Origin of the sequence: Parvularcula sp. LCG005 (assembly GCF_032930845.1) — a bacterium.
Classification (GTDB): Bacteria; Pseudomonadota; Alphaproteobacteria; order Caulobacterales; family Parvularculaceae; genus Parvularcula.
Genome location: NZ_CP136758.1, coordinates 1,273,343 through 1,290,500 on the forward strand (window position 1 = coordinate 1,273,343; position 17,158 = coordinate 1,290,500).

At 59.0% G+C, this 17,158-nt stretch carries 18 protein-coding genes; 13 read left to right on the top strand and 5 right to left on the bottom strand.

Going from position 1 to position 17,158, the window contains the following annotated elements:
• Positions 1-72 precede the first annotated feature (72 nt).
• The 11 genes from recA (at position 73) to mgtE (ending at position 12,857) form a co-directional block, all read left to right on the top strand.
• Complete coding sequence (gene recA, locus RUI03_RS05935; RefSeq protein ID WP_317289363.1) at positions 73-1,140, top strand: recombinase RecA; 1,068 nt, start codon at positions 73-75, stop codon at positions 1,138-1,140.
• Between the two features lie 420 nt (positions 1,141-1,560).
• A complete protein-coding gene (locus RUI03_RS05940; protein WP_317289364.1) occupies positions 1,561-2,163 on the top strand; it encodes an NADH-quinone oxidoreductase subunit J in 603 nt (200 codons plus the stop codon).
• 2 nt (positions 2,164-2,165) lie between these two features.
• Positions 2,166-2,471, top strand: a complete 306-nt coding sequence (gene nuoK, locus RUI03_RS05945; RefSeq protein ID WP_317289365.1) for an NADH-quinone oxidoreductase subunit NuoK — start codon at positions 2,166-2,168, stop codon at positions 2,469-2,471.
• A 4-nt stretch (positions 2,472-2,475) separates the two neighbouring features.
• Positions 2,476-4,635, top strand: a complete 2,160-nt coding sequence (gene nuoL / locus RUI03_RS05950) for an NADH-quinone oxidoreductase subunit L (RefSeq protein WP_317289366.1) — start codon at positions 2,476-2,478, stop codon at positions 4,633-4,635.
• Complete coding sequence (locus tag RUI03_RS05955; RefSeq protein WP_317289367.1) at positions 4,632-6,287, top strand: NADH-quinone oxidoreductase subunit M; 1,656 nt, start codon at positions 4,632-4,634, stop codon at positions 6,285-6,287. The genes nuoL and RUI03_RS05955 overlap by 4 nt, the downstream gene beginning before the upstream one ends.
• Entirely contained in the window at positions 6,284-7,729 is a 1,446-nt protein-coding gene (gene nuoN, locus RUI03_RS05960; protein WP_317289368.1) for an NADH-quinone oxidoreductase subunit NuoN, read from the top strand. The genes RUI03_RS05955 and nuoN overlap by 4 nt, the downstream gene beginning before the upstream one ends.
• Positions 7,730-7,731: 2 nt before the next feature.
• Complete coding sequence (locus RUI03_RS05965; RefSeq protein WP_317289369.1) at positions 7,732-8,469, top strand: biotin--[acetyl-CoA-carboxylase] ligase; 738 nt, start codon at positions 7,732-7,734, stop codon at positions 8,467-8,469.
• 54 nt (positions 8,470-8,523) lie between these two features.
• Positions 8,524-9,297 carry a type III pantothenate kinase gene (locus tag RUI03_RS05970; RefSeq protein ID WP_317289370.1) on the top strand — a complete coding sequence of 258 codons (774 nt, stop codon included), beginning with the start codon at positions 8,524-8,526 and terminating at the stop codon, positions 9,295-9,297.
• A gap of 11 nt (positions 9,298-9,308) precedes the next feature.
• Entirely contained in the window at positions 9,309-10,976 is a 1,668-nt protein-coding gene (locus RUI03_RS05975) for a ribonuclease J (RefSeq protein ID WP_317289371.1), read from the top strand.
• Between the two features lie 2 nt (positions 10,977-10,978).
• Positions 10,979-11,224 (top strand): DUF1467 family protein, encoded by a 246-nt coding sequence (locus RUI03_RS05980; protein ID WP_317289372.1) that lies wholly within the window; start codon positions 10,979-10,981, stop codon positions 11,222-11,224.
• 133 nt (positions 11,225-11,357) lie between these two features.
• Positions 11,358-12,857 (top strand): magnesium transporter, encoded by a 1,500-nt coding sequence (gene mgtE, locus RUI03_RS05985; protein WP_317289373.1) that lies wholly within the window; start codon positions 11,358-11,360, stop codon positions 12,855-12,857.
• On the opposite strand, the gene ppk2 is transcribed toward mgtE, so the two are convergent.
• Genes ppk2 through RUI03_RS06010 form a run of 5 tightly spaced genes read right to left on the bottom strand, consistent with a single transcriptional unit; the run spans position 12,774 to position 15,859 of the window.
• A complete protein-coding gene (gene ppk2, locus RUI03_RS05990; RefSeq protein ID WP_317289374.1) occupies positions 12,774-13,751 on the bottom strand; it encodes a polyphosphate kinase 2 in 978 nt (325 codons plus the stop codon). The two genes, mgtE and ppk2, sit on opposite strands and share 84 nt — an antisense overlap.
• A 14-nt stretch (positions 13,752-13,765) precedes the next feature.
• Positions 13,766-14,329, bottom strand: a complete 564-nt coding sequence (locus RUI03_RS05995; RefSeq protein WP_410795921.1) for a peptidylprolyl isomerase — start codon at positions 14,327-14,329, stop codon at positions 13,766-13,768.
• Between the two features lie 50 nt (positions 14,330-14,379).
• Entirely contained in the window at positions 14,380-14,697 is a 318-nt protein-coding gene (locus RUI03_RS06000) for a YdcH family protein (protein ID WP_317289376.1), read from the bottom strand.
• The gene (locus RUI03_RS06005; protein WP_317289377.1) at positions 14,694-15,263 is read right to left on the bottom strand and encodes a TIGR02444 family protein; all 570 of its coding nucleotides are present in this window, start codon (positions 15,261-15,263) and stop codon (positions 14,694-14,696) included. The genes RUI03_RS06000 and RUI03_RS06005 overlap by 4 nt, the downstream gene beginning before the upstream one ends.
• Positions 15,260-15,859 (bottom strand): UbiX family flavin prenyltransferase, encoded by a 600-nt coding sequence (locus tag RUI03_RS06010; RefSeq protein ID WP_317289378.1) that lies wholly within the window; start codon positions 15,857-15,859, stop codon positions 15,260-15,262. The genes RUI03_RS06005 and RUI03_RS06010 overlap by 4 nt, the downstream gene beginning before the upstream one ends.
• Positions 15,860-16,006: 147 nt before the next feature.
• Between RUI03_RS06010 and RUI03_RS06015 the strand changes: the two genes are divergently transcribed.
• Positions 16,007-16,189 carry a YdcH family protein gene (locus RUI03_RS06015; protein ID WP_317289379.1) on the top strand — a complete coding sequence of 61 codons (183 nt, stop codon included), beginning with the start codon at positions 16,007-16,009 and terminating at the stop codon, positions 16,187-16,189.
• Positions 16,190-16,275: 86 nt separating this feature from the next.
• A complete protein-coding gene (locus RUI03_RS06020) occupies positions 16,276-17,082 on the top strand; it encodes an SDR family NAD(P)-dependent oxidoreductase (protein WP_317289380.1) in 807 nt (268 codons plus the stop codon).
• Positions 17,083-17,158 lie beyond the last annotated feature (76 nt).

Sequence of the window (17,158 nt, forward strand, 5' to 3'; positions counted from 1 at the left end):
TGCTACAGGAACAAATAGGGTACATAAAAGCGCGCTCGCGCTATGGCGAATCTGAAAGACGGTAGGTAGAACATGGCTTCAAACTTTAAGGTCATCGACGGCGGTATGGATAAGTCAAAAGCGCTCGAGGCAGCGCTCGCTCACATCGATAAGGCGTTCGGCAAGGGCTCAGTCATGAAGCTCGGTGCCGGTGCGGTTCAGCAGATCGAATCAATCAGCACGGGCTCATTGGGCCTTGATATGGCGCTGGGGATAGGCGGGCTGCCGAAAGGCCGTGTCGTTGAGATTTACGGTCCTGAATCGTCCGGGAAGACAACACTGACCCTGCACGTGGTCGCCGAAACCCAGAAAATTGGCGGTACGGCGGCGTTTATCGATGCTGAGCATGCGCTTGACCCTGTCTATGCGAGCAAGCTGGGTGTCAATCTTGATGACTTGCTGATCTCCCAGCCCGATACCGGCGAGCAGGCGTTGGAAATCGCCGATACGCTGGTGCGGTCCGGGGCTGTCGACGTGCTTGTCATCGACTCTGTGGCGGCCCTTACACCGCGCGCCGAACTGGAAGGGGAGATGGGCGACAGCCTGCCTGGCCTGCAGGCGCGGTTGATGAGCCAGGCGCTGCGCAAGCTGACGGGCTCGATCTCGAAGTCCAATTGTCTGGTCATCTTTATCAACCAGATCCGCATGAAGATCGGCGTCATGTTCGGCTCGCCTGAAACGACGACGGGCGGCAATGCGCTGAAATTCTACTCTTCTGTCCGGCTTGACATTCGACGCATTGGGGCGATCAAGAACCGTGATGAGGTCGTGGGCAACCAGACCCGCGTCAAAGTGGTCAAGAACAAGGTGGCACCGCCCTTCAAGCAGGTCGAATTCGACATCATGTACGGGCAGGGCATTTCCAAGGTCGGGGAATTGCTGGACCTCGGGGTCATTGCCAACATCGTCGAAAAATCAGGCAGCTGGTACAGCTATAATTCAGAGCGGATCGGCCAGGGCCGGGACAATGCAAAGACCTTTCTCAAGGAGCATCCCGAGATTGCGGACGCGATTGAAGCGGCAGTGCGGAAAAATGCTGGTCTGATATCTGATGACTTATTGGTCGGTCCGAGCGAAGATGATGACGCGATTGAAGCGTAACCCGGATTTCTGCTCAGCCTGATGGGTTGGGACGACTGAACGTTCGCTTTGGTCCTATTGGGTAACTTGGCCGCTCCCCGGATGGTGGAGCGGCCTTTTTTATGGTCGCGGTGGTGGGCCTCGCATGGGCTGGCGACATGGCAGCCAGTCGCGCGCGAGCGGCGCGATAGGGCTGCGAATCATCAAGCCGGCCGCGATAGCCCACCTGCGTCATCGCGTCGTCATCATTGCCGATTTTTCCACCAAATACCGCAATCGGACTGTCGAGAAGGACGATTAAGGCCGGATGTGGGCACAAACTGCCGCCTGATCGGCATGGGGGCCTTTTCGCCGGAGACAGTTTCCGCTAACCGGCGCCGAAGTTTCACATCGGGCGACGAGTCTTTTTACCGTCTGCCTCAACGATCAAGCGACGTTCCAATGGGATCTTTTGCCGAACTGGCCTTCTGGGTATTTGCGGTCACGACCGTTGCCTGGGGCCTCGGGGTCATCTTCTCCCGAAACCCCGTGCACTCCGTCCTGTGCCTGATCATGACCTTCATCTCGACAGCGGGCCTCTTCGTTCTGATCGGCGCTGAATATCTCGCCTTCCTTCTGGTCGTTGTTTACGTGGGCGCCGTCGCCGTCCTGTTTCTATTCGTGGTCATGATGCTCGACGTCGATTTCGCCGAGCTGAAAGCCGACTACGCCAAGTTCCTGCCGCTCGGTATCATCGTCGGTATCGTCTTGATGATCGAAATTGGCATCATGGCGCAAAGCTGGACGGCCGATGAAACGTTGATCCGTCCCGCAGGCGACGTCGGTCCGAACAATGCCGAAATGCTCGGCATGGTGCTCTACACCGAATATGTTCACTACTTCCAGATTGCTGGCCTGATCCTGCTGGTCGCCATGATCGGCGCCATCCTGCTGACGTTCCGTGAGCGCCGCGGCATCAAGTCCCAGGACGTGAATGCACAGGTTGCCCGGCGCCGCGACGAGTCCGTCGAAGTCGTGTCGGTCACGACCGGGAAAGGGATCTGAACATGATCGGTCTGCCCCATTATCTCATTGTTGCCGGTATGCTGTTCGTGATCGGTGTCGGCGGGATCTTCCTCAACCGGAAGAATATCATCGTTATCCTGATGTCGATCGAGCTGATGCTCCTCGCAGTGAATATCAACTTCGTCGCCTTTTCGATGTTTCTCGGTGATGTGAAGGGCCAGGTTTTCGCCTTCATGATCTTGACCGTGGCCGCGGCTGAAGCCGCCATTGGCCTGGCTATTCTCGTCTCCTTCTTCCGCAATCGTGGTGACATCTCTGTCGCCGCCGCCAACTCGATGAAGAACTAGCCCCATGGAAGCGCTGATCGTACTCCTGCCGCTGCTCGGGGCGCTGCTTGCCAAGCCGGTTTCCACGATTGGTGGGCCGAGAGCGGCTGAAATCGTGACATCCACCCTGGTCGTTCTGGCCGGTATTCTGGCGTGGATCACCTTCATTCAGATTGGCTTCGGTGATGGTGCGAAAGAGACCATTCGCCTGTTCACCTGGATGTCGTCCGGCGGGTTCGAGGCCATCTGGTCAATCCGCCTCGACACCCTGTCGGCCGTCATGATGATCGTTGTGACGACGGTTTCCTCGCTCGTTCACATCTACTCCATCGGGTACATGCACGAGGATCCATCACGGCCGCGCTTCTTCGCCTATCTGTCGCTCTTCACTTTCGCCATGCTGACGCTGGTGACCGCGGACGACATGCTGCAGCTGTTCTTCGGCTGGGAGGGCGTGGGCGTCGCGTCCTATCTTCTCATCGGCTTCTGGCACCACAAACCGTCAGCCAACGATGCCGCCATCAAGGCGTTTGTCATGAACCGCGTCGGGGACGTCGGCCTCGCACTCGGTCTGATGACGATTTTTGCGGTGTTCGGGACGATCTCATTCGACGGCATTTTTGCGGCGCTCGAGGCCGGTATCGCCAACCCGGTTTGGACCGATGGCACGGTAACGCTGGATGCGCTGCGCTTCCCGTTCCTGGACCGTACCTATCCCATCCTTGATCTGATCGGTGTCCTTCTGTTCATCGGCGCTATGGGCAAGTCTGCGCAGTTCATCCTGCACACATGGCTGCCCGACGCCATGGAGGGCCCGACGCCTGTGTCGGCGCTCATCCACGCCGCGACCATGGTGACCGCCGGGGTCTTCCTCGTCTGCCGCATGTCGCATCTTTATGCCGAAGCGCCAGCCGCGTCGGCCATGGTGACTTTCATTGGCGCCACGACGGCATTTTTCGCGGCGACGATCGGTCTGGTGCAGACAGACATCAAACGCGTCATCGCCTATTCGACGGCCTCGCAGCTTGGCTACATGTTCTTCGCTGCCGGCGTCGGTGGTTATGGCCAAGCCATGTTCCATCTGACCACTCACGCCTTTTTCAAGGCGCTCCTGTTCCTTGGTGCCGGTGCGGTGATCCACTTCTCCCACCACGAGCAGGACATGCGTCGCATGGGCGGCCTGCGTGAACAGATGCCGGTAACCTTCATCATGATGCTGGCAGGCACTCTCGCCATTACGGGTGTCGGTATCCCGATGGTCACGTTCCTTGGCGCGCCGTTCGGCTTTGCAGGCTTTGTGTCGAAGGACATGATCCTCGAGGCTGCCTATGAGGGCATCACCGAGGGTCGCTCATTCGCGGTCTATGCGTTTGCCATGGGCCTCATCGCGGCCGTCATGACCGCGTTCTATTCCTGGCGCCTGATCTTCCTGACCTTTGACGGGAAGTGGCGTGCCCCTGAAGAGGTGCGCAAACACCCTCATGATGTACCGAACACGATGCTTCTGCCGATCGTGCCCCTGGCCATTGGTGCGATCATCGCCGGGATGGTGTTCTACAAGCCGTTCGTCGGCGGCGGCTCGAATGAGTTCTGGAACGGCGCGCTCTATGCGGAGAGCGCCCATGGTGAGATCGCGGGCCATGATGCGCCTGCTTCCCATGGCGGTGCGGCTGATCATACCGCGGACTCCGTGGCTCATGCAGCTGTCGAAGAAACGTCTCACGCCGAGGCATCTGATCACGGAGAGATGGAAAGCCACGGCGGTGAAGGTGAGCATGATGGACATCACTTCCCGGCCTGGGTGCTCTGGGCGCCCTTCATCGCTGGTGCGATCGGCTTTGTCCTGGCCCTGTTCCAGTACCGCCTGACGGACCGTCCACTACGCCGCGGCATGATCGGGGAGGGCGGCATGCTGTACGCCTTCCTGCAGAACCGTTGGTACATTGACGATCTCTATCGAAACATCTTCCTCAAACCCGCCAAGATCGTTGCGCGCTTCCTGTGGAAGAGCGGCGATGAGCGGACGATTGACGGACTTGGTCCCAATGGTCTGTCGGGCGTGACGGGCGGTATCTCCCGCCGGCTCGTCAAGCTGCAGTCTGGCCTAATGTATCATTATGCGTTCATCATGCTGATTGGATTGACGCTTATCCTCCTCTTCATTCTTCTCAGGAGCGCGTCGTGATCGAACAGAGCGTCGCTGACCTTCCCCTTCTCAGTATCCTGACATACCTGCCTTTGTCGGGTGTGGTCTTCATCCTGCTGCGGCAGTGGAGCGCCCGTGCCGATGAGCAGGATGGCGTTGCGCGGGCGGCCCGGTGGGTGGCACTGCTCGCAACGGCCTTCACCTTCGGTGTCTCTGTCTTCCTGTACTTCCAGTACGACCAGACGGCGACCGGCTTCCAGTTCGTCGAAGAAATGACCTGGTTCGGTGGATGTGGCGGCGATTTCGGCGGTGTCCTGAACGAATGTGCGCGGGAAGGCATCAAGTACAAGATGGGCGTCGACGGCGTGTCGATCCTCTTCATCGTGCTGACCACCTTCATCATGCCGATCTGTATTCTGGCCAGCTGGGATTCGATCAAGACGCGTGTCGCCGAGTACCTGATTGCGTTTCTGGTATTGGAAACGCTGATACTGGGCGTCTTCTCCGCGCTCGACCTGATGCTCTTCTACGTCTTTTTCGAAGGCTCCCTCATTCCGATGTTCCTGATCATTGGCGTCTGGGGATCAAAAGGGACGCGGACCTTGTTCGGACGTGAGATGCCAAGCCGGGTCTATGCGGCGCTCAAGTTCTTCCTCTACACGCTGCTCGGCTCGCTCTTCATGCTGGTCGCGCTCATCTACATGTATCTGACAGCGGGCACGACCGATGTGGTCCAGCTGATGCAGTATGATTTTGACCCTGACGTGCAGCGCTGGCTGTGGGTCGCCTTCTTCGCAAGCTTCGCCGTGAAAATGCCGATGTGGCCCGTTCACACCTGGTTGCCTGATGCACACGTTCAGGCACCGACGGCGGGTTCGATCCTGCTGGCTGCGATCCTGCTCAAGATGGGCGGTTATGGCCTCGTGCGGTTCTCGCTGCCGATGTTCCCTGATGCGTCGGTGTACTTTGCGCCGCTGGTGTTCACCCTTTCGGTCATTGCCATCATCTACACGTCTCTCGTCGCCTTTGCGCAGGAGGACATGAAGAAGCTGATCGCTTATTCGTCCGTGGCGCATATGGGCTTTGTGACCATGGGCATCTTTACCGGCACCCAGCAGGGCATTGATGGGGCCATGTTCCAGATGCTCAGCCACGGCTTTATCTCCGGTGCGCTCTTCTTCTGCGTTGGTGTTGTTTATGATCGCGTCCACACCCGTGAGATCGCGGCCTATGGCGGCCTTGTTCAGCAGATGAAATGGTTTGCCTTCTTCTTCCTGCTCTTCACCATGGGCAATGTGGGCCTGCCTGGTCTGTCCGGCTTTGTCGGCGAAATCCTGACCATGGTCGGAGCGTTCCAGGTCAATACCTGGGTGGCGGCGCTGGCGTCCCTCGGCGTCATTCTGTCCGCGGGCTATGGGCTTCGGCTGTACCGCGAAGTGATGTTCGGGCCGCTCATCCACGAAAACCTCAAATCACTGCCTGACCTCAATCGTCGTGAACTCGGCATGCTGACGGTTCTTGCCTTCATGGCACTGTATCTTGGTGTCCACGCCACGCCGACGCTGAAAGTTTTTGAGCAGGGCACGACCTATGTGCGTGACCGTCTGGACAGCCAGATCCGCGTCATTGAGCCAGCCGAAGACGATCATGGTTCGACCGACCACGCTTCGGTCTCGGAGAATGTGCAATGAGTGTGCTGCAGAACGATATCACGGCCCTGGCGCCGGAAGTCTTCCTGGCCATCTGTTCAATGGTCCTGCTGCTCGTCGGCGTCTCGCTGAAGGTCGACCGGATGCGGGAGATCAATCTGGTCGCGACACTGATGCTCGTCGTTGCGTTCGCGATCACGATCTTCGTCAAGCCGGAAGACACGACCGCCGTTTTCGGGGGCGCCTTTGCCGCTGACGCATTCGGTGATCTTGGGCGCGGCCTTGTCTATGTCGGCGCGATTGTCGCTCTCCTGATGTCAGGGCGGTTTTTCCACCGTGAAGGTCTGGGACGGTTCGAGTATCCGGTCCTTGTTCTTTTGTCCGTGGTCGGCATGGGCCTCATGGTTACGGCAACGGATCTCATCTCCCTTTATATGGGCATCGAGCTTCAGTCGCTCTCGCTCTACATCATGGCAGCGTTCAATCGCAATTCGCGTCGATCAACGGAAGCTGGCCTGAAATACTTCGTGCTCGGCGCACTGTCTTCGGGCTTGCTGCTCTACGGATCGTCGCTGATTTATGGCTTCACCGGCACCACCAATTTCACCGAGATTTCTGTCGCTGCCGCCACGAACGAGTACAGCACAGGCCTCGTCTTCGGTCTTGTGTTCCTGATCGCCGGCCTGGCGTTCAAAGTATCCGGCGCGCCGTTCCACATGTGGACCCCTGACGTCTACGAAGGTTCGCCGACACCGGTGACGGCATTCTTTGCTGCTGCACCGAAAGTCGCGGCGATGTTCCTCTTCGTCCGGGTGATGATGGAAGCCTTCCCGACCATCATCGATCAGTGGCAGCCGGTAATCTGGCTCATTGCGGCGCTTTCCATGATCGTCGGGTCCATCTCGGCACTGATGCAGACGAACATCAAACGTCTGATGGCATACTCGTCGATCGGCCATGTGGGCTACGCCCTGATTGGTCTGGCCGCCGGGACCGCTACAGGCGTACAGGGAGTTATCGTCTATCTGGGCATTTACGTCCTGATGACCCTCGGCACCTTTGCGTGCATCCTGTCCATGCGCCGGCCTGAAGGGATGGCAGAGAATATCGATGACCTCGCCGGTCTGTCCCAGAACCAGCCTGGTCTGGCATTGGCCTTCTCGGCGCTGATGTTCTCTCTGGCGGGCATTCCGCCATTGCTCGGCTTTTTCGGCAAGCTGGCGGTCTTTTCCGCCGGCGTTGAGTCAGGGCTCTACATCCTGACGGTCATCGGTGTGCTGACCAGCGTCATCTCGACCTATTATTATCTGCGGGTCTTGGTGACGATCTGGTTCTCGGAGCCGACGACAGTCTTTGCCAAGGATCATGGGCCGGCTGTGACGCTGACAGCGTCAGTCTCCGCTCTACTGATCGTTGTAGGCCTTGTCGTTATCCTGCAGCCCCTGACGCGTCTGGCCGCCGTGGCCGCGCAGTCGCTGTTCTAGGGTTGGCGGGCCACCCCACACCTGTTCAGCACGCGGCCCGGACCGCCTCTACAAACGAGGACGCTCGCTCAGCCTTCGACGCTGGCGACAGCGGTCCTATATGGCTCACGGCCGAACAGCAGACGGGCGGCGTTGGACGCCGCGGTCGCGCCTGGTGGACGGGGAAGGGCAATTTTGCGGGCACGCTCCTCTGGCCCGTTGAGAGGAACAGCCTGCGCTATCCCGCAGGGTTTTCATTCGGCGCCGGTCTGGCCGTTATTGAGGCGTTGGCCGCCTGCGATGCGCCAAGCGGCCACCATTCTCTGAAGTGGCCGAATGATGTCTTGCAGGATGGCGCCAAGGTCGCGGGCATCCTGTGTGAGTTTCTCACGGCCAAGGGCCGCCAGTGCGTTGCCATCGGCATCGGTGTGAACCTGCAGGCGGCGCCGCCTGACATGCCTTATGACGTCGCAGCAGTCTCTGATCTTGGCGTCACGGTGCCGTCCGAGACCTTTCTCAAGGCGCTCGATGAACGGCTCACGACCCGCGTGCAGCAACTCGTATCGGGCGATTTCGCTGGCATCTGCGCTGACTGGTGGAACCATGCCGCCGGGCGGATGGGGCCGGTAACGGTCCGGCAGGGGGATGAGCCAAGGCATGGAAACTTCGTCGGTCTGGGCCCCAATGGCGAGCTATTGCTGGATCAGTCGGGTAAAATCGTCACGATCTCGGCCGCGGACGTATTCATCGGCGGGAATTAGGCCTACATCGCCCGTGAAGGACCGGTCTGGTCAGAATATGACAGGAGGAGAGCGATGCTGCTCGCCCTGGATGTTGGCAACACCAACACCGTTTTTGCGCTCATCGACGGCGGCGAACCGGTCGCCCAATGGCGCGCGTCGACATCCAGCCAGTGGACAGCGGATGAATACGCTGTCTGGCTGAGCCAGATGCTGTCCATTGATGGCACCTTCAAGCTGACAGATCTGACCGACTGCATCATTTCGACGGTGGTGCCACAGTCGCTCTTCAATCTGCGGAACTTTGCCCGGCGCTATTGTGGCGGCGAGCCGATGATCGTTGATGAAAAATCCGTGCCCGGCATCGAGGTGCGGATCGACCGGCCGTCAGAGGTCGGGGCGGACAGGCTGGTCAATGCTGTCGGCGCCCATGTGAAGTATGGCGGCCCGCTCGTGGTCGTCGACAGTGGCACCGCCACGAACTTTGATGTGGTTGGCGAAGATGGCGCGTTCCTTGGCGGCATCATCGCGCCGGGCATCAACCTGTCCATGCAGGCCCTGCACACGGCCGCGGCACGCCTGCCGCGCATCGCGATCGAACGACCGCCAAAGGTCATCGGCACGACCACGGTGGGCGCCATGCAGGCCGGTGTTTTCTGGGGGTATGTCGACCTGATCGAAGGCCTTCTGGCCCGTATCCGCGAAGAATTTGGCGCGCCCATGAAAGTGGTCGCCACTGGCGGTATTTCGTCCCTCTACAAGGACGCTGCCAAGACGATAGATTATTTTGACCCTGATCTGACGATCCGGGGACTGACAGAAATTGCACGGCGCATTCGAAGCGCTTGACGGAGTATTTAATGCAGAACGAATTCATTTTCCTGCCTTTGGGCGGGTCCGGCGAGATTGGTATGAACATGAACATGTTCGCGATCGGACCTCCAGAGAAGCGGCAATGGATCATGATCGACTGCGGCGTCACGTTCGGCGGGCTGGACACGCCGGGTATTGATCTGATCACGCCTGATCACGGCTATCTGCTCGATGATCTGGATGAGGGGGGAGACCTCCTCGGTATCGTCCTGACCCACGGTCATGAAGACCATATCGGTGCGGTGGCTCATCTGTGGCCTGATCTTGAATGCGATATCTACGCCACGGCCTTTACGGCGGAGCTCGTTCGCCGAAAATTCCTCGACGTCGGTATCGACAATCCGCCGATCAAGGTGCTCGACATGAGCGCGCGGTTCCAACTGGGTCCGTTCGATCTTGAATATATCACGCTGACGCACTCTATCCCTGAGCCTAACGCCATCGCCATTCGCACTGAATTCGGCAATGTTCTGCATACGGGTGATTGGAAAATTGATCCATCGCCGGTGCTGGGCGATGTGACGGACCGCACCAGGCTCGACGCCCTGGCGGCGGAGGGCGTGCTGGCGATGGTCTGCGATTCCACCAATGTCTTCTCCGAAGGCCGGTCGGGCTCGGAGAAGGGGGTGGCGGAGACGCTTGCCCACGTGATTGCCCAGCAAAAAGGCCGCGTGGCGGTGACGACCTTCGCGTCCAATGTGTCTCGCCTTGTGTCAGTGTGCCGGGCAGCCAATGCCGCCGGGCGCGACATCTGTCTTCTGGGCCGGTCCATGCTGCGCATGATTGATGTGGCGCGGCTTGTTGGCCTTCTGCCAGACGGTATCTCGTTCATCGAACCCCATCAGGCGGGCTATCTGCCAAAGGACAAGGTGCTTTATCTCTGCACGGGCTCGCAAGGGGAAGATCGTGCGGCGCTGGCGCGTATTGCGCGTGACGACCATCCTGAGCTGTCGCTTGAGGAGGGGGACACCGTCCTGTTCTCGTCAAAAATCATTCCGGGTAATGAGAAATCGATCTACGAGCTGATGAACAATCTCACAGATCGTGGTGTGCGGGTGATCGATGAATCTGAAGCCCATATCCACGTTTCCGGCCACCCCTGCCGTGATGAGCTGCGCGACATGTATGCCTGGGTGAAACCCGAGGTCTCCGTCCCGGTGCACGGTGAGGCGCGCCATCTGGCCGAACACGGTGAGCTGGCGCTGTCACTCGGCATACCCAAAGCGATCGTCCCGAAAAATGGCGACATGATCCGCTTTGCGCCCGGGGCACCGGAAATCATCGATCACGTTCCGTCAGGCCGATTGTATGTGGACGGAAAAATTCTTCTGCCTCAAGGCGACGGTGTCATTCGCGCGCGCCGGCGCCTGGCAGAAGAGGGGATGATCGTCGTGGCCGTCGCCATCGATGGAAAGTCTCGCCTTATTGCCGAGCCCGAAGTGCTGTTGCGCGGCGTGCCTGTTGAAGACAATGAGGGCGACGAGCTGCAGCCGATTGTAGAATCGGCCGTCAATGACGCGCTGGACAGACTGCCCCGGGCAAAAATGGGCTCGAACCGCGATATCGAAATGGCAGTGCGTCGCGCCATTCGCACCGAATTGATGCCGCGGTGGGGTAAACGGACGGATATTGCCGTCATCGTCCTGCGAGGCTGATCATGGGTTTTGCAGGCGGGATCGTTACCTATCTGGTCATCTGGTGGGCCGTGTTTTTCATGGTTCTGCCCATGCGCGTGAAGGGCCTGTGGGAAGATGAGAGTTCCTACGTAAAGGGCGCTGAACGCGGTGCGCCGATCGACCCGCAGATGTGGTTCAAGGTCAAGCGGACCAGCTGGATCACAGCCATCCTTTGGGTCATCGTCGTGGTGGTCATCAAGTCGGGCGTCATCAGCTACGAGCCCTAAAGGATTTACAAGGACGATTGCTCCAGCAGCTCTGAAATATTGCAGCCTCGTCAAGGTGCGAGGTTGTTTTATTTTTCAGCATGTGCGATGATTTGACGTTCCCAAAATTCTGACCTGACGAGAGGAGTCGTCTATGGCCCAGCCCTCCCCGCTCGACCCGAACGAGGCACCGCTTTCTGATGAGCTGGCGGCCGAGAGGGTTGAGCAATCGGAGAACGAGGCTCTTCAGGACGACGAAAATCTTGCCTTCGACGACCGCATGCAGCTGAACGCTGACTTCATTTGGTCGGTAGACGAAGAAATCAACAATGGCGATGAGTCAGAAGTCCGTCGTCTTTGTGCGGACCTTAGGCCGGCTGACCTTGCCGACCTGATCGAACAGCTGCCCGACGATTCCCGAGGGCAGCTCGTCCAGATGCTGGGCGAGAATTTCAGCGCGGAGACGCTGGCCGAACTCGTCTATGACGTTCGCGATTCCGTTATCGGCTCGATGCCGACGGAGCAGCTGGCAGAGGCCATTGCCGAGCTGGATACCGATGAGGCTGCCTTCGTCATCGGCGACATGTCCGATGAGGATCGGGCGGAGGTCCTTGCCGAGATGCCGGTCGCCGACCGTCTGGCGTTGCAGGCCGCCCTCGACTTCCCCGAGGACAGTGCCGGCCGGATGATGCAGCGGGAGGTGTTCGCTGCACCGTCCTTCTGGACCGTTGGCCAGATCATCGACCGGTTGCGGTCGGCCGAGGAATTGCCAGACCTGTTCTATGAAGTGTTCGTCGTCGATCCCGCATTTAAGGTGATCGGCAGTGTGGCCTTGTCCCGCTTCCTGAAAGCGCCGCGCGACCTGAAAATCGTTGATCTGATGGTGGATGATATCTTCCGGGTCAGGGTCGATCAGGACCAGGAAGAAGTCGCCTATCTTTTCGAGAAATATAACCTGATCTCCGCCCCCGTGGTCGATGCGGGCGATCGCCTTGTCGGCATGATCACGGTGGACGATGTGGTGGAAGTCGTGCGCGATGAAACCGGGGAAGACATGCTCGCCCTGGCCGGTGTTGCGCAGGACGAGCACGGCACATCGCTGTCGGTCCCAAAAATTGCACGCTCCCGCTTTGTGTGGCTGTGCATCAATCTGGGTACGGCGATTTTGGCGTCGTTCGTCATCAGCTTCTTTGATGCGACAATCGCGCAGGTCGTGGCACTTGCCGTGCTGATGCCGATCGTTGCGTCCATGGGCGGGAATGCGGGCACGCAGACCCTGACGGTGGCAGTGCGCAACCTTGCCACGCGCGATCTGACGCCCGCCAACGCGCTGCGCGTTGTGGGCCGGGAGACGGCGGTGTCGTTCATCAACGGCGTGGCGTTTGCCGTGCTGCTCGGGGTGACGGCCGGGTTCTGGTATCAGACATTGGGCGGTGGCGGACCGGGTGAGGGCGTCATCCTCGGCTGCGTTCTGGCTGCAGCCATGATTATCACCATGCTGGCGGCGGGGCTCTCGGGCATTCTGATTCCGTTGACGCTCGACCGGTTTGGCGCTGACCCGGCGGTTTCTTCAGCCGTTTTCGTCACCACCGTGACGGATATCACGGGCTTCTTTGCTTTCCTTGGCCTCGCGGCGCTCTTTCTGGTCGGCTAGGGATCGGTCGCCGTCGAAGTCCGGGGCCGGCATGACGATACGGTCATCCGGCGCACACGCGACCTCAGGATCCTTGTCTGGATAATCCAGGCGGGACAGCAAATGCCGGATCATGTTCAGCCGTCCGCGCCGCTTGTCGTTCATGCGAACAACGGTCCAGGGGGCCTTTGCCGTATGGGTCCGGGCAAGCATGCGATCGCGGGCCTCCGTATAGGCGTCAAATTTTTCAAGCGCCGCAATATCCATGGGCGAGAGTTTCCAGATTTTCAGGGGATCGTGCCGACGCTGATGAAACTGCTTCATCTGCATTGTCTGGCCGATGGCCAGCCAGAACTTCACCAGTATAATGCCGTCCCGGACCAGCGCCGCCTCGAATTGGGGTGCCTCGTCGAGAAAAGCCTCGCACTGCTCTTCGGTGCAGAACCCCATGACCGGCTCAACGCCCGCGCGGTTGTACCAGGACCGGTCAAAGAGAACCATTTCGCCTGCCGACGGCAGATGCGCAGCATAGCGCTGGAAGTACCATTGAGTCCGCTCGCGGTCGGTGGGCTTGTCCAGCGCCACTGTGCGCACGCGCCGGGCGGCCATGTAGTCGCGCACAGCCGAAATTGATCCGCCTTTGCCGGCAGCGTCGCGGCCTTCGTAAAGACAGACAACACGGTTTCCCGTGTCGGCCAGCCAATACTGTACCTTCACAAGCTCCACCTGGAGCTTTTCGAGCTCCTTGGCGTAAATCTTCTTCTTGATCTTGTTGTCGTAGGGATAGCCGCCCGATTGGAGGGCCGTGTCATCGAGCCAGTCCGGCAGAACCGGGTCATCAATATCGAACTGCCGCTGCTGTCCATCGATGGTGAAGGTCACCGGGTCGCCAAAATTCTTGTCGAGAGGCAGCATGGTGGCCCTTCCTGTCAGTCGCGCTGGACCTCGTCCTCATCGATCGGATCAACGCGCTTGATGATGATCGGCTCCACCGGCACCTCGGCGGCCAGATAGATGGCGCCGTCCTTGGCGCCCGTGGCGACACTGCCGATTGCGTCGACAACGTCCATGCCCCCGACAACCTCGCCGAACACGGCGTATCCCGCGTCCTTCTTGTAGGTATCGCCGCTGCGGTCGAGAAACGGATTGTCCTTGATATTGATAAAGAACTGCGACGTCGCGCTGTCCGGCTCCTCATACCGAGCCATGGCGAGCGTGCCGCGGGTATTCTTCAGACCATTGGCCGCTTCACTGACGATCGGATCCCGCGTGGCGCGTTCGTACAGACGGGCGGAATATCCGCCGCCCTGGATAAGTGTGTCGGTCACGACCCGGTGAAAGATGGTCCGGTCATAATGGCCATCGGTCGCGTATTGCAGGAAGTTGGCGGTGGTAACCGGTGCCTCTTCGCGAAAAAGGGCGATATCTATATTGCCCATGCTGGTCTGGATTCGCGCATAGGTGACCGCCGGTACGTCTTCTTCCTGAGCCATTGAGGGTGTGGTCAGGCAGAGAAAAAGGGCGAAGGCGGCCAACAGGCGTGTCATGCAATAATATCCGGTAGCAACTCATCGTGAAGTTTGGTGATTTCGTCCTTCAGGGCGAGTTTCTTTTTCTTCAGGCGCTGAATCGTGAGGCGATCATAGGGCATGCGCTCTTCCAGCGTGTCGATGGCGTGGTCGAGGTCACGATGCTCCTGTTCCATGCGCGCCAATTTGTGGCGGAGGGCCTCGTCATTGGCACCTTCCATCTGCTGTTTCTTGGCATTAGGGGCATTGCCGTGGTCAGCCTGACCGGATTTCCCTGCATCGCCATCAATGCTGACAAGCGTCGGTTTTTTAGGCTTGTCGTCGTCGGTCACGCATTTTTCTCCATGCTGGCGATGTCCCAAATCATATCGAACAGTCTTTGGGGTGCTTCGTCGCCGAGGTCATCGGCTAAGATGATCGGATTTTCAAGGCGATCGGCACAAACGCCAAAATAACGCCGGGCGGTTTCCGCAACGTTTCCATTTTCGCTTGTGCCGCTGCGGTCGGCGGTGAAACCGGCCAGCCGGGATTGGACCAGCTTCTCTCCCTCAAGCTCGACCATCAGAACGCGGCGGCGCAAGCCATGCAGTTCCTCTGTCCGGAACCCCGCCTTCGGGACAGTCAAAAAGCGCCGGATCTCCCGCAATTGCCGCACAGTATGAGCCTGCATGTCCGCGACGCTTTCCAGAATATCATGCACGTCGTCATTGCTGAGACTGTAGCCCCGAAGGGCGCTCCACATCGTCCAGAGGACATTGTTGACGTTATAGCCGTAGCGGTCCTGGAGCAGGAGCAGCGGGGCTTTCACGCCTTCACGCTCGTAGACGTCGATCGACCAATTCCAGAAATCCTCTGCCGCGCCTTCCAGCTTGATTCCCGTCATTTCCGAGCTGGTCACGGGCGTCGCCCTTTCTCAAGATCTTCCCCCCAGCGCCGTGTCAGCGGACTGTCGAGACCGATCAGGTCTAGGCAGCGCGCGACCGACTGGTCGACCATATCCTCGACCGTCGACGGCTCGGCGTAGAAGGCGGGCAGGGGCGGCGCGATGATGGCGCCCATTTCGGCAAGGGCCGTCATGGTGCGAAGGTGGCCCAGATGAAACGGTGTCTCGCGCACCATCAGGACGAGTGGGCGACGTTCCTTCAGGCAGACATCGGCCGCGCGTGTCAGGAGTGTCGATGTGACACCTGTTGCAATCTCCGACATGGTTTTGATCGAGCACGGAGCAACGATCATGCCGCGGGTCTTGAACGACCCCGATGCGATCGGCGCCCCCACATCCGTTGCGCTATACTCATGATCTGCAGGGCCGAACCGGGCGTCCTGACCATGTTCATAGGCGAGCGTCAGGCGCGCTGATTTCGACACGACAAGATGCGTTTCGATTTGCAGCTGTGCCAATTGCTTCATTAACGATAGCGCATATAATGCACCGGACGCACCCGATACGCCGACGATCACACGTTCGGTCTTTTTTGGTGTTTTTTCAGTCATTTAGTTCCCTCGACGTGTAACGCCATATGATATTGGGCGACAGACCGGAACACCAGAATTTAGCAGCGAATTAACCATTTTTCTGATGACTTCGGCAATAGATCGGTGTTCAGATATAGGGGTCTTCAACACGAAAAGGAGAGTCCCATGACAATCGAAGCCCGTTTGAATAGCCTCGGACAACGTCACAAGGACCTCGATGCTCTTATTGCCCAAGAAATACAGAGACCGTATGCGGACGACATTAAAGTCCATTATTTGAAGCGACGAAAGCTAGCAATCAAGGATGAGATGGCGGCGTTGACGACGGACCGCAAATCTGAAAACTGACATTGATTGTACAAAGAAGAAAAGCCCCGGCACGATCCGGGGCTTTTATATTTCATCCGACGGGATGAAGACGGGTTGGGGTATTTATGGTTGGACGTGTCATCCTGGTCACGGGGGCCGCTACAGGCATTGGACGGGCGGCGGCTTTGCGCTTCGCCCGGGGAAAGTCGAAACTGGTCCTTGCGGACCGCGATTCTGATCGCGGCAAGGCCCTGCGCGACGAAATCAACGGCGCCGGCGGCACTGCGACGTTTATTGAAGCGCATCTTCACAAGAAAATCAGTGTGCACAATGTGGTGGCCGAGGCGCTGGACACCTACGGTGCCATTCATGTTCTGGCGAATTGCTCGACTTTCTTTCACCCATCACCCCTGATGGAGTCGACTGAAGAAGACTATGACAAAGTCTTCGACCTGAATGTCCGCTCGACATTTCTTCTCAATCGCGCGGTGGCCAAGGAAATCATCAAGCAAAGCGGCGCGACATCAGACGGCGGGGTCGATACCGCCAAATCATCCGCCATTGTCAATGTCATCTCCAACGAGGCTGTGACGGCGTCTGCCGATCATGCGCTGTTCGCCGCCACGCAAGGCGCGATCATGCAGCTGACCAAGGCGGTGGCGCTGACGCTTTCTCCCTATGGCGCCAGGGCCAATGCGGTCGGCGTTTCGGCGATCAAGTCGGAAATCGATGATGTCGAACTGACAAGTCGGGAGATGCGGCAGGATGTGATCGATTCAACGCCGCTGGCGCGGCGGGGCGAGCCCGAGGAGGCCGCCGCTGCCGTCTATTTCCTGTGCCAGCCCGATGCATCCTTCATCACCGGCCAGACCATCTTCGTCGATGGCGGGCAGATGGCGCAGTATCGTCGCCCGACACCGTCAAAGGATTAGGTCAGGGAACGCAGCCGGACCCTTCTGCGTTGATACGGGGATGTGCACCGGACAGGGGCTGCGGGCCATTGCAGCG

Coding starts and splice junctions, on each gene's coding strand:
- recA (WP_317289363.1), top strand. CDS start 73: ATGGCTTCAAACTTTAAGGTCATCGACGGCGGTATGGATAAGTCAAAA.
- RUI03_RS05940 (WP_317289364.1), top strand. CDS start 1,561: ATGGGATCTTTTGCCGAACTGGCCTTCTGGGTATTTGCGGTCACGACC.
- nuoK (WP_317289365.1), top strand. CDS start 2,166: ATGATCGGTCTGCCCCATTATCTCATTGTTGCCGGTATGCTGTTCGTG.
- nuoL (WP_317289366.1), top strand. CDS start 2,476: ATGGAAGCGCTGATCGTACTCCTGCCGCTGCTCGGGGCGCTGCTTGCC.
- nuoN (WP_317289368.1), top strand. CDS start 6,284: ATGAGTGTGCTGCAGAACGATATCACGGCCCTGGCGCCGGAAGTCTTC.
- RUI03_RS05970 (WP_317289370.1), top strand. CDS start 8,524: ATGCTGCTCGCCCTGGATGTTGGCAACACCAACACCGTTTTTGCGCTC.
- RUI03_RS05975 (WP_317289371.1), top strand. CDS start 9,309: ATGCAGAACGAATTCATTTTCCTGCCTTTGGGCGGGTCCGGCGAGATT.
- RUI03_RS05980 (WP_317289372.1), top strand. CDS start 10,979: ATGGGTTTTGCAGGCGGGATCGTTACCTATCTGGTCATCTGGTGGGCC.
- mgtE (WP_317289373.1), top strand. CDS start 11,358: ATGGCCCAGCCCTCCCCGCTCGACCCGAACGAGGCACCGCTTTCTGAT.
- ppk2 (WP_317289374.1), bottom strand. CDS start 13,751: ATGCTGCCTCTCGACAAGAATTTTGGCGACCCGGTGACCTTCACCATC.
- RUI03_RS05995 (WP_410795921.1), bottom strand. CDS start 14,329: ATGGCTCAGGAAGAAGACGTACCGGCGGTCACCTATGCGCGAATCCAG.
- RUI03_RS06010 (WP_317289378.1), bottom strand. CDS start 15,859: ATGACTGAAAAAACACCAAAAAAGACCGAACGTGTGATCGTCGGCGTA.
- RUI03_RS06015 (WP_317289379.1), top strand. CDS start 16,007: ATGACAATCGAAGCCCGTTTGAATAGCCTCGGACAACGTCACAAGGAC.
- RUI03_RS06020 (WP_317289380.1), top strand. CDS start 16,276: ATGGTTGGACGTGTCATCCTGGTCACGGGGGCCGCTACAGGCATTGGA.